Below are 11,337 nucleotides of genomic sequence, written 5' to 3' on the forward strand. Positions count from 1 at the left end.
CATGGCCGCATACGTCATCGACAGCGCCCTGTTCCGGGACCAGTTCAGTACCGCGCAGATGCGCGAGATTTTCAGTGATGAAACCACGGTGCAGCGGTGGCTCGATGTGGAAGCCGCGCTGGCCAAGGTGCAGGCGCGCCTGGGGATCATTCCCCAGCGCGCCGCCGACGAAATCTGCGCGAAGGCGCGGGTCGAGCTGATCGACCTGCCCGACCTGAAGCGCGAGATGGACCGTACCAGCCACCCGATCGTGCCGCTGCTGCGCGCCATGAAGAAGGTGTGCAGCGGCGACGCGGCCGAGTACATCCACTGGGGCGCCACCACGCAGGACATCATCGACACCGGCACCATGCTGCAGGTGCGCGATGCGCTGGAGGTCATCGGCACCCGCTACGCGGAGCTGGAGGGCCATCTGGTGAAGCTGGCGCAGACGCACCGCGACCTGACCATGGTGGCACGCAGCCATGGCCAGCAGGCGCTGCCCATCACGTTCGGCTTCAAGGCTGCCGTCTGGGTCGAGGAGATGCGCCGGAAYCAGGAGCGCTTCGCGGCCATGAAGCAGCGTGTGCTGGTGGGGCAGTTCTCCGGCGCGGTCGGCACGCTGGCGGCACTGGGCGACAAGGGCATCGCGGTGCAGGAGGCGCTGTTCGAGGAGCTGGGCCTGGGCTGCCCGCGCATCCACTGGCATGTCTCGCGGGATAGCATCGCCGAGCTGGCCTGCGTGCTGGCGATCTGCACCGGCACCATCGGCAAGATCGCGCATGAGGTGTACAGCCTGCAAAAGACCGAGACGGCCGAGCTGGAAGAACCGTTCGCGATGGGCAAGGTGGGCAGCAGCACCATGCCGCACAAGCGCAATCCGCCGACCTGCGAAACCGTGGTGGCGCTGGCCCGTCTGGTGCGCAATACCGCGCCGATGGCGCTGGAGTCGATCATGGCCGAGCACGAGCGCGACAAGATCGTGCTGCAGACGGAACGCGAGTTCATCTCGCGCCTGTGCTGCATGAGCGATGCGGCAGCGTTGAAGCTCGGCTACGTGTGTGCCARCCTGACTGTGCGCCCGGCCAATATGGAGAAGAACCTGTTCATCCAGCGCGGCCTGCTGATGTCCGAGGCCGTCATGATGGGSCTSAGCGACCGACTGGGGCGCCAGGAGGCACACGAGATCGTCTACGAGGTCTGYATGGACGTGTTCGAGCGCGGCGGTGACTTCCGCGAGGCGCTGCTGGCGAATCCGAAGGTGGCGGCCGGCATCRATGCGCAAACCATCGACAAGATGCTCGACCCGCACGGCTATACCGGCATGGCGGGGTTCTTTGTGGATCGGGTGGTGGGGCAGCAAGCGCGCTGACACGCGCTGCGCAAGCAAGAAGCGGGTGCCGGGATTTTTCCGGCACCCGCTTTGCATTGCGGCGGTTTGTGGATAGGGATTACTGGCGGAAGTGGATAAAGCAGTCGGCGGCGTCGGCAAGGCTCTCGCAGGACAGGACCGTGGCGATCAACGCTTCCGTGCGCTCGGCGCCCAGCCCCGGCACCAGCAGCGTGCGCGCCTTGCTGGCGATGCGCGCTTCCTGCCGGTCGAGATCGGTCTCGGGACGGCTCGCATCGCTATGGCAGGCATGCATGCGGCCGTTTTCCAGCGTCACGGTCGCCCGGGCGTTCGCGCGCGGCATCGCGGCTTCGCCATGCACACGAATGCGTTGGCGCAGCGCGGCCAGCGCAGGGTCGTCCAGCGCGGCGGTGAAGCTTTCCGCCGCAACGGTGCTGTGGCCGGCCAACGCCAGCGCGGCCATATGGGCGATGCTGAACTTGGCCTCCGATGGCGTGCTGGGATTGGCGATACAACACACATCCAGATACTGCGGCTCGATGGCGATCTCCACCGTCCCGATCTCGGCTGCTGCAGCACCGAGCTGCTGGCGCAATTGCAGGCAGGCCTCGATCGGCGCCTGCGTGCCGTAGCAGGACGCGTGGTACTTGTAGACGATGCCGTGCACGCGCGAGGTGGTGGCATCGCACCAGATTGCGTCGGCATCCCACGCGCCGGCGTACAACGCCGCGAAGCCCTGCTCGCGCTCAAGGATGTCTGGCACTGCCTGGAAGCCTCGCGCCGCCAGCCGGGCGGCGCGCAGGCCAATCGCGGCAGCCTGCCCGGCGTGCAACGGCTTGCACATTGTGCCGAACAGCGCGCGCATGCCGCCCGCCTGCGTGGCGGCGATACCCAGCGCATGCGCGGTGCGGTCGACATCGAGTYCGAGCAGTGAGGCCACAGCCACCGTGGCGCCCAGTGCGCCGAGCGTGGCGGTGTTGTGCCAGCCCAGCCGGTAGTGATCTTCGCCCATGCAAGACGCCACGCGGCTCTGCAACTCGACGCCTGTGGCAAAGGCCGCCAGCACCGCGATACCGTGATGCCGGCCCCCTTCGGCCTGCGCAAGAATCGCCGGCCACAGCGGCACCGACGGATGGACGCGGGACTGCAGGTGCGCATCGTCGAAATCGAGCACATGGGACGCCGTGCCGTTCACCAGCGCGGCCTGCACCGCGCTGCCGCGCGAGCCGTCGAGCAAGGTGGCGCATGGGTTGGCGCCCTCCTCCCGCACTTCGGCCAGCAGGATCTGGACCGGTGCCTCCCGCCACGCGGCATGCGCCACGGCGAACCAGTCGAGCAGGCTGTGACGGGCGATACGCCCCACGTCAGTCGGCAGCCCGCCCGATGCCACGGACAGGCTGTGTGCCACCAGTTCCCGCGTCAGCCCTTGCGGCAGGCCCACGGGATGCAATGGAGGATGTGGCGCGTTCATTTCACCTCCATCGTCTTCAGCAGCTTGTCGCTGATGCCGGCGCGGTAGCGGGCGATGTCATCGACAATGTACTGGCGGAACTTGCTGGTCGGCATGTCGACTTCACGGGCACCATCCTGCCGCACCACGCGTTGCAGTTCGGCATTGCGCAGCCCTTCCGACACGGCCTTGGACAGGCGCTGCACGATCGCATCCGGCGTGCCGGCGGGCGCCACSAGGCCGTACCACTGCGTCACYGTCACATCGATGCCCAGTTCGCGGAAGGTCGGCACATCGGGAAATGCCGGGGTGCGCTGCTCGCCCGTCAACGCCAGCAGCTTGAGCTTGCCGGACTTGACCTGCCCCATGATCGGCGGCGCGGTGGCGAAGAACAGGTCGGTATGCCCGCCCAGCAGGTCCGTGATGGCGGGRCCGGAGCCACGGTAGGGAATCGGCGCGATCTCGACGCCGGCCTTCGCCTTGACCATCTCCATGGTCACATAGCCCACGCTGCCGGGCCCGGACGACCCGTAGCTGATCTGCCGCACCTTGGMTTCGGCGAACGCRGCGGAGGCGTTCTTGTAGCGATCCGCGGCGGCGAACAGGCCATGCGGCGCCTGGACCAGCATGCCGATGGCGACAAAGTCCTCGGGTACCTTGTAGGGCAGTTCGCTGCCCCGGATCGCCGCCGCCAGCGACATGTTGCTGCTCATGCCCATCAGCAGCGTGTAGCCGTCAGGCTTGCTGCGCGCCACCTGCTCGGCCGCCATCATGCCGCCGGCGCCACCCTTGTTCTCGACGACCACGGGCTGGCCAAGCTTGCGCGAGAGCTGATCCGCGATGAGCCGGCCGTACAGGTCGCCACCGCCGCCCGGCGGGAAGCCCACCACGAGCTTGATCGGCCGATCCGGGTACTCCGCGTGCACAGCAGTTGCCGTGATGCATACCATCATGCACAGCAGCCAATGCACGCCACGCCATGCGCGTGTGGCCGCGCTTTCCCTATGCAAAGTCATCGTTGTCTCCTCCAGTCGTTATGCCGGCTGCCGCTGACGGCAAGCCTGCAACGATTCTGGACGAGCCCCTGCAAAGCGCATGGATGTTCCACGATTCGGAACGACGCGGCTTGGGGAGGTACGGCAGGGGGATTCGTGTCGCCTTGCGCGAAGGCGACACACGCGGCAGGGGTGCGACGGGCTAGTGCCCGTCAYCCCCGCCGRTCAGCCACCGCGTTGCACGGCGGCCGGAGGTATTACGAAGGCGATTACGAGCCRACCTTGAGTCGGCCGCCGCGGCCCAGGCCGCCCTTCACTTCCTGCGCCTTGTAGTTGCGCAGCGAGACCACCATGTTGTTGTAGGCGTCCATGAACGCTGCAACCGTGGCCTTGCCTTCCGGCGTGCGGGAGAAACCGCCAAGCCCGCCGGCCGCGCCGCCGCCAAAGGCGCCCAGTGCGGCGCCGAAGTTGGTGGCCGTGGCGTTGCCTTCGGAGATGGAGAGCTGCACGCCCGAGCGGATGTCGAACATGGTCAGCGTCACGACCGATGCCTTGCTTTGCATCGCACCGCCAACCAGTGCGCCGGCGGCGCCGAACAGGCTGCCCACGCCGGCAGCCAACTGGCCCGTGGCGTCGTTATCGATGATGATGGCCGGCTCCATGTAGAAGTCGGCGGCCACGCGCTGGCCCTTCTGCTGCTTCGAACCGGCCCGGAACTCGCCCGAATTGCGCTGCTTGTCGGTGATCGACGACAGCTTGCTTTCGGTGCGGTTATTGCCAACGGACGTGATCACGAAGCAGTTCGAYTGCTGCACGGCCAGGCGGATCAGCGGCTCGATGGTCGTGATCTTGGTGGTGGCGCCGAAGCTTGCGTACCACTCCTTGCCACGGCCATCGTCCACGGCGAGCGTGCCCAGGGGCGCGTCGCAGCGCTCCAGCGACGGATTGGCATTCACGCTGCTTGCGCCGCCCGCGGCGCCGGTGGCGGCCGTCGGTGCCGTGCCAGTGGAGATGCTACCGCCGCCGCCCGGGACGGCACAGCCAGCCAGAACCAGGGACGCGGCCAGTGCGGCCAGGCGCAAAGAAGTCTTCTTGGGCATGAAATCGCCTGTTATTGGAAGTGATGGAAAGAGGAAGGGTGGGACGGCTTAGCGCAGATGCCAGCCGGAAGGGCCCCAGACCCAGTAATACGGGTAGCCGCTGTACCACGCGTACCAAGACTTGCGATACGCCTCACGCACCTGATACAGACTCTGTTCGTCCTTCTTGGCGGCCTGRGCTTGCGGAATCAGRTCGCGGGCTTCCTTGTTGCCCTTGGAGGCAGCRCGCGTCAGCCAGGCCTCGGCTTCCGCCGGGTCCGATCCCATTTCCTCGAAGCCCATCAGATAGATTCGCCCAAGCGCGAGCTGGGCCTGCACGTGGCCGTTGTCGCCGGCCTTGCGCATCCACTCGAGAGCTTGATAGCTGTTGCGCTCGACGCCGTCGCCGCGCAGGAGGCGCAGGCCCAGGTCATAGGCCGCGTTCGGATTGCGCTCCGCCACTTCGGTCAGGGCCTGCATGCGGCGCTCGGCCTCGGCATCGACGGGCGCGTCCCGGAATGTGCTCACGCGTCGGTCTTGTTCGGTGCAGGCATTGCCGTTGCACACGCGTACCGTGGGCGAGCGCGACAGCTGCCCTTCTGCCGACTGCGCGGCGCAGCCCGCCAAGCCCAAAACTGTCACGAACAACAAAGGAACTGAAAAACGCATAGCAACCCACCCCGAACATATTTATTTTTTTTGCAATACCTCGAATACTTAGCTTTGTAAGTAAACGTGTAGATTGTAACGGCATTGCATGTGGGGATTGCAACACATCGTAATGCGAATCAGTGCTTTTGTTGCGTCGCGGACACGTTCTTGTCAGGGTAAACCCGGGAAAAGGCAGGAGGCAGGGCCTCCCGCCGCCCCGGATCAGTCGATCTTCGCGCCCGATACCTTCACCGTCTGGCCCCACCGCTGTTGCTCTTTGATGATGGTCGCCGCGAACGCTTCCGGCGATTGCCACGCCGGCTCGGCGCCCTGCGCTTCCAGCTTGGCCTTGGTATCCGGGTCGGCCAGCACGGTGCGCAGCGCGCCCGACAGCTTGTCGACGATCTCCTTCGGCGTACCCGCCGGCGCCAGCACCCCATAGAAGCCCACCACCTCGAAGCCCTTCAGGCCGGACTCCTCCATCGTCGGCACATCGGGCAGCGCCGGCGAGCGCTTGCCGGACGTCACCGCCAGCGCGCGGACCTTGCCTGCCYTGATGTACTGGGTGAAGAGCGGAATCGAATCGGCCATCATCTGGGCCTGCCCGCCCATGACGTCCGTCAGCGCTGGCGCACTGCCCTTGTASGGGATGTGAACGATGAAGGTGCCCGATGCCTGCTTGAACATCTCCGGCATCAGGTGCGAGATCCCGCCGTTACCGCCCGAAGCGAAGTTGAGCTTGCCCGGGTTCGCCTTGGCATAGGCGATGAATTCCTTGAGATTCCGTGCCGGCACGTTGTTGTTGATCACCATGACCAGCGGGATCAGCGCGGTGCGCGCCACGGGCGCGAAGTCCTTCGGCATGCTGTACGGCAGCTTGGGATACAGCGAATTGTTGATCGACATCTGGCCCGTATTGGCGATCAACAGCGTATAGCCGTCCGGCGCCGCCTTGGCCACGCTGTCCGAACCGATATTGCCGGCCGCGCCGGCCTTGTAGTCCAGCACCACGGACTGGCCCAGCAAGGGCTGGAGCTTCTCCGACAGAATGCGCGCGTGCGTGTCCACCGGACCGCCAGGCGGAAATCCCACCACCATCCGGATCGGCTTCTCGGGCCAGGCGGCGTGGGCAACGCCGGCCGCGAAGGCCAGCGGGGTAAGGGCCAATACGGCCAGGGCTTGCCGGGCACGGCGGGCAGCGAACAACGTCATCGTCTTGTCTCCGGAGGCGGCCCCGCTCTACACGGCGGCGGACCGAAGCGCTATTGTGACGTTAATGTGACATTTTTGTGAAGGTCCATTTTTGTGAAGATCAGAACGCCTCATTGATCTGGAAATACACGCCTTTCGTGTTGCGCCCCACGCCGGCATCGAAGCGAACATTGACCCGCGGCTTGAACTCGAAGCGGTAGCCRATGCCGCCATTCGGCAGCCAGTGCCCCCGGAACAGCGCCCCCACATTGGGGCTGACCGCCCCGGTGCCGAGCCAGAACACCATGCCCTGCCGCCCCGCGATGTGCCAGCGGTATTCGGCCTGCACCCCCGCCATCACCTTGTCCCGGAACTGGCCCGAGAAGTAGCCGCGCATCCGCTTGTTGTTGCCGAGGGTAGCCATCATGTCCCAGGGCACGTCGCCCCAGTTCATGTTGGCGTAGGCGTCGAAGGCCAGCACATCGCGCTCGCGCATGCGGAAGTACTTGTTGAACGTGAGTTCCACGTTCTCCATATCGGTGTCGCTGCCGAGTTCGCGGCGGTAGACGGTGACGTTKGCCAGCAGCGATTCGCCCCGGTAGGGATTGGGGATGAAGTCCCGCGTGTCGTACGAGAAATGCGCGCTGACCCCGGAACTGAGCACGCGGGGGCCATGCGGGTCGGTCGCCAGCTTGCTGTCGGCGCCGCGCTCCAGCTTCACCGCATCGTCGTACTGCAAGCTCCATCCCGCCCCCACGTAGATGTTGGGACGCACCCGCATCATGATCTTGGGCTGCAGTACCACCTCCTTGCGCGTGAAGGCTTCCTTGTTGGCGTTGTCGATGGCACTGCCGTAGCCGATGCCCCAGTAGGCGGTGGGCATGTTGATGAGATCCGCCTCGATGAGAAAGCGGTAGCTGTCGTCGGCAAAGAACGTGTTGTTCTCGATCGAGATGCCGTAGGCGCCCTTCACGGTGCCGAAGCCGCGGATCGACAGCGTGGATAGCTGCGTCTCCTCTGCGGCGTTGCCCGGCTTGTAGAGGCCGATGGCCGCCGCGCCGATGCCGAAGCCCATTTCCGGGTTGTAGAACGGCCCCGGCAGCACGCCCCAGTCGATGCCCTGGCTCACGTCCACGGCGTCCGATGCGCCGAGCTTGGTGAGGATCCGGTCGATCCAGCCCTGCTTTTCTTCCTTGCTGGCCGGCGCGCCCACCGCTTCCACCACTTCCACCGGCTCGTCCGCCCGCCCGGGCATGGCGGCGCCTGCCAGGCCAATCGACACACATATCGACACACACAAGCGGCGGAGGTAACGGACATGCATGATGGAACCCCGAGATACTGCATCTTGGTGGAGCCACCGGATGCATCCAAGTGAATCCTTTCGAAGCCGCCCTGCGTGTTTTTTTGCGATGTCCCGGGGAGGACTCGAATTCACTTAACGCGCCGCCCGAAAAGACTGAATTCCCTTGCCGGGCGGGCCGTCGCACAATCCGCGAATTGTCAGCCCCCGCGTGTGCCTGCGCGGGTTCGCCGCAAGGAGACCCCCACGATGAGCGCGCGCCGCTCCCGCCGCCGGACGCCTGCGCTGGGCCGCATCCTCGGCATGCTGCTGATGACCGGCGCCGCCACCACGGCGACGGCCTCTCCGTTCGACCTGCCGAGCACCATCCCGAACATGTTTGGGGTTGGCGTGGGCTCCACCACCGAGTACGCCGGCGGCAACGAACGCATGATCGGGGTGCTGCCGGGCCTGCGCTACACCACGGAAAGCGGCCGGCTGCTGGAATGGTATGGCCCCTACGCCCAGTTCAACTTCGGCAGCCTGACGGGCTTCCAGTACGGCCCGGCCGTCTCCCTTCGCCTGGGACGGAACGATGTGGATGACGCTGTCGTCTCCAAAATCCACGAGATCGACACCACCGGGGAAGCCGGCGGCTTCATCAGCTACGAGTACATCCATCCCGGCAGCATTCCGTACCGGCTGCGCGGGGGGATCAATGTGCTGACGAATGCGGGGATCGTGTATGGCGGGGCCCGCGTGTCGGCGACGGGCACCTTCTGGGTGCCCGTGCACACGCGGATGATGCTCGGGCTCGGTGTGGGCCTGACGTGGGTGAGCGGCAGTTTCAACCGGACCTACTTCGGCGTGACTGCGGAAGACAGCGCTGCCAGCGGCCTGCCCGTCTACACGCCCGGCGGCGGCCTGCAGCAGGGCACGGGCTGGCTCGGGGCGATCTATCGGATCGACCAGCACTGGTACGCGGGCGCGATGATCTATTACCAGCGCATCACCGGCAGCGCCGCCGACAGCCCGATCGTCACGCAGCGCGGCACGCGCAACCAGGTGACCTACGGCGCCGGCATCGCCTACGCCTGGCGCTAGGCCGCACCGCCTTTCATCACTTGGGAAACAGGAAGGTCACCACCGCGCGCCCGCCCCAGCCGTGCGGGCCGCTGACCGGCCCCTCGGCCCAGTACGTGGCGAACAAGGCGAAGCTGACCGGCCGATCCTTGAACTTGACGAGCTTGCTGATGCCCGCGTGAATCGGCACGCTCCATTGCGACTGCTTCCAGCCCTGCTGCCGTAGGCTGCCTCGGCGAAAAGAACAGGCTTTGCAGCGTATCGCCAAGGCCGGTCTGTGTGCCGGAACCGGGGGTGAGGGACGATTGGTGCGTCACGGGCAGGATGGTGCGCGAGATCACGTTCCAGTCCGCGTTGAGCGTGATCGGCACCACCGGCTGGATGTTCATCGTCAGCCGCTCGCCGTCATGCACGGGGCCGATGCCCCGGTCGTAGTTGAATTGCAGCGGCACGCTGATCAGGGCGGCCACCGGATTGCTGAGTTTCTTTGCCAGCTCCGCGGAGTCTTCGGCATGGGCAGGCAGCAGCGGGGCGATCAGGATCAGGCCGGCAGCCAGCCGGCGGTCAAAAAGGGAAATTCGCATGCCCGTCAGTAAGGTGGATTCACAACCACGTATTGCGTGCCTTGCGGCTGATACCACGTGGTGCCGCACTGCTGGTACACCATGCCGCCATAGTTGACCGGCGCGCAGCCGGGCGGCACGGTGCGAACCATGGAGCCAATCACGGCGGAGGTCACGGCCACCGTGGCGGTCACGGCGGCGGCCGTCGCCACGGGGTGGTAGTCATTGTCCCAGCCGTTGTGGCAGCACCCGCCGCCCCCTTCCACGTTCACGTTTACGTTGCGGTTCGAATTGACGTTCACGTCGCGGTTGGCATTGACGCTGTTGACACTGTTGCTGCGCACGTTGTTCGCGCGCGCATCCACGTTCTGGTTGTTGACGTGCTGCGCGCCACCGCCGCCCCGCGCCGGCGCCGCCGCGGCACGATTGCCGCCGCCCGCGTGCCCGCCTCCACCTGCGTGCCCGCCTCCACCTCCGGGACGCGCGTCCGCCAGAGGGGCCCACGCCGTGGCTGCGGCGAGGAAGATCACGGCCATCGACAGCAAGAAGCCCTTCCCAATAGCGTGATGCATGATGCAGCTCCTTTACTGAGACTTCAGCGGAACGAACTTCGCCTCGGTGGCACCCTGGGGCGGCGTGAASGCGAAGCGGGATKCMTTGAAGCCCGGATTGATGCGCCACCGGATCAGCGAGACCGATTGCGGGCGTGCCTCATCGGCCCGATTGGTGATGACCAGCTTGCGCGGCAGGGGCCGCGCGCCGGTGGCGATCCAGATCTGCCAGTCGACATTGCCCTGGCGGAAGGCATAGTGGTCGCAAACCTCGCCCTCCACCACGTCCTGGCCGGCATTCATCGCCGAGGTCATGTTGTCGAGCGGCGCCTGGGGCGTGCCCCAGAGGAACAGGTCCGCCACCGGCAGCTCGATGCCGTACCGCTCCTGCAGCCGGTTCCCCAGCGCGTCCAGGTTCTCCGTGAACGGCGCCTTCGAGTAGTACTTCTGCTCGGGCAGGTAGAGCACGACCGTCTTGCCGTCGTAGATCAGGTCGCGCGCGGACCGTGCACTGCGCATCTCGGCGCGCAGCATGTTCGGGCGTTGCACGTCCACCTTGGCCGTGGCCATGTGGAGCAGCTTCTGGCCGTCCTGGAGCACCCGCTCGCCGGAGAGGTCCACCTGCGCCTCGAACGTCCGCAGCGTCTGGAGATAGGCGCCCATCTTCTGCAGCGCCTGCACCACAGCCGGGTCCACGGCATTGGCCGCTGGGGGCGCGGACGAAGACGCAGCCGGGGCCGGGGGCGGCGCCGCGTTCGATTTGGAAGCGCTGGGGGGCGCAGGAGCCGCCGGAGGCGTCGATGGCGCGTGGCTACAGCCCCAGAGCGAAACGGCAAGCAGGCTCGATACCGCAATGCGTCTCATGGCAGGCTCCCTGAAATCTGGTTTCGTGCCTGATCCTTCTCCACTTCGCGGTCTTACGGAAGTCAATTTTTCTTTCATCGAATTAACAACTATCGATAATCGGCATGAAAAGTGTTGCGCTGTGACGCATGCCGCCCACCAGCGGGAAAAATGCAAAAAAAAGCCATCCCGGAAAACAGGATGGCCAGAAAAGCTCCTAAGCGGAGCACCATTTGCTGATGGGGCGCTGCGGCGCCGTCTAGGCCACGGCTATCGCATTGACTTCCAGTTCCGCGCCATAGTGGATGGTCGGGCACGG

The 11,337-nt window shown here is 65.8% G+C and carries 12 protein-coding genes; 3 read left to right on the forward strand and 9 right to left on the reverse strand.

The genetic code is table 11. The features are described 5' to 3' along the window. The first annotated feature begins 1 nt into the window (after position 1). Positions 2 to 1,351, forward strand: a complete 1,350-nt coding sequence (gene purB, locus AB4Z27_RS25550) for an adenylosuccinate lyase (RefSeq protein WP_441645556.1) — start codon at positions 2 to 4, stop codon at positions 1,349 to 1,351. 79 nt (positions 1,352 to 1,430) lie between these two features. Here purB and AB4Z27_RS25555 read toward each other — a convergent pair whose 3' ends face one another. From AB4Z27_RS25555 to AB4Z27_RS25580, 6 genes are all read right to left on the reverse strand, one after another. Continuing rightward, positions 1,431 to 2,801, reverse strand: a complete 1,371-nt coding sequence (locus AB4Z27_RS25555) for an MmgE/PrpD family protein (protein ID WP_441645557.1) — start codon at positions 2,799 to 2,801, stop codon at positions 1,431 to 1,433. After that, positions 2,798 to 3,796: a Bug family tripartite tricarboxylate transporter substrate binding protein gene (locus AB4Z27_RS25560; RefSeq protein ID WP_441645558.1), complete on the reverse strand. Its 999-nt coding sequence runs from the start codon at positions 3,794 to 3,796 to the stop codon at positions 2,798 to 2,800. The genes AB4Z27_RS25555 and AB4Z27_RS25560 overlap by 4 nt, the downstream gene beginning before the upstream one ends. A gap of 248 nt (positions 3,797 to 4,044) precedes the next feature. Then, the gene (locus AB4Z27_RS25565; RefSeq protein WP_092294889.1) at positions 4,045 to 4,875 is read right to left on the reverse strand and encodes a hypothetical protein; all 831 of its coding nucleotides are present in this window, start codon (positions 4,873 to 4,875) and stop codon (positions 4,045 to 4,047) included. A 48-nt stretch (positions 4,876 to 4,923) separates the two neighbouring features. Beyond that, on the reverse strand, positions 4,924 to 5,382 hold the full coding sequence (locus tag AB4Z27_RS25570) for a tetratricopeptide repeat protein (protein WP_369823423.1): 459 nt from the start codon (positions 5,380 to 5,382) through the stop codon (positions 4,924 to 4,926). A 345-nt stretch (positions 5,383 to 5,727) separates the two neighbouring features. Further along, positions 5,728 to 6,717: a Bug family tripartite tricarboxylate transporter substrate binding protein gene (locus AB4Z27_RS25575; RefSeq protein WP_441645559.1), complete on the reverse strand. Its 990-nt coding sequence runs from the start codon at positions 6,715 to 6,717 to the stop codon at positions 5,728 to 5,730. A gap of 100 nt (positions 6,718 to 6,817) precedes the next feature. Further along, positions 6,818 to 7,978, reverse strand: coding sequence for a BamA/TamA family outer membrane protein (locus AB4Z27_RS25580; protein ID WP_441645560.1), 1,161 nt, complete (start codon positions 7,976 to 7,978; stop codon positions 6,818 to 6,820). Positions 7,979 to 8,248: 270 nt separating this feature from the next. Between AB4Z27_RS25580 and AB4Z27_RS25585 the strand changes: the two genes are divergently transcribed. Beyond that, positions 8,249 to 9,082 carry a MipA/OmpV family protein gene (locus AB4Z27_RS25585; RefSeq protein WP_441592743.1) on the forward strand — a complete coding sequence of 278 codons (834 nt, stop codon included), beginning with the start codon at positions 8,249 to 8,251 and terminating at the stop codon, positions 9,080 to 9,082. Here the strand turns inward: AB4Z27_RS25585 and AB4Z27_RS25590 are convergent. The 3 genes from AB4Z27_RS25590 to AB4Z27_RS25600 are packed head-to-tail and all read right to left on the reverse strand — an operon-like array spanning position 9,079 to position 11,039. Then, complete coding sequence (locus AB4Z27_RS25590; protein ID WP_441592744.1) at positions 9,079 to 9,645, reverse strand: hypothetical protein; 567 nt, start codon at positions 9,643 to 9,645, stop codon at positions 9,079 to 9,081. The genes AB4Z27_RS25585 and AB4Z27_RS25590 overlap by 4 nt on opposite strands. Positions 9,646 to 9,650: 5 nt before the next feature. After that, complete coding sequence (locus AB4Z27_RS25595) at positions 9,651 to 10,196, reverse strand: hypothetical protein (RefSeq protein ID WP_441645561.1); 546 nt, start codon at positions 10,194 to 10,196, stop codon at positions 9,651 to 9,653. A gap of 12 nt (positions 10,197 to 10,208) precedes the next feature. After that, positions 10,209 to 11,039, reverse strand: a complete 831-nt coding sequence (locus AB4Z27_RS25600) for a DUF2092 domain-containing protein (protein WP_441645562.1) — start codon at positions 11,037 to 11,039, stop codon at positions 10,209 to 10,211. On the opposite strand from AB4Z27_RS25600, the gene AB4Z27_RS25605 reads away from it, so the two are divergent. After that, positions 11,038 to 11,337, forward strand: a 300-nt coding sequence (locus AB4Z27_RS25605; RefSeq protein WP_441645563.1) for a hypothetical protein, incomplete at its 3' end; no start/stop codon positions are given. The genes AB4Z27_RS25600 and AB4Z27_RS25605 overlap by 2 nt on opposite strands.

This window comes from Cupriavidus sp. KB_39 (genome assembly GCF_052114485.1).
In the GTDB taxonomy this organism is placed as follows: domain Bacteria; phylum Pseudomonadota; class Gammaproteobacteria; order Burkholderiales; family Burkholderiaceae; genus Cupriavidus.

Bases quoted from the DNA above. Each gene is read 5' to 3' on its own strand.
- AB4Z27_RS25585 (WP_441592743.1), top strand. From the start codon at position 8,249: ATGAGCGCGCGCCGCTCCCGCCGCCGGACGCCTGCGCTGGGCCGCATC.
- AB4Z27_RS25590 (WP_441592744.1), bottom strand. From the start codon at position 9,645: ATGCGAATTTCCCTTTTTGACCGCCGGCTGGCTGCCGGCCTGATCCTG.
- AB4Z27_RS25595 (WP_441645561.1), bottom strand. From the start codon at position 10,196: ATGCATCACGCTATTGGGAAGGGCTTCTTGCTGTCGATGGCCGTGATC.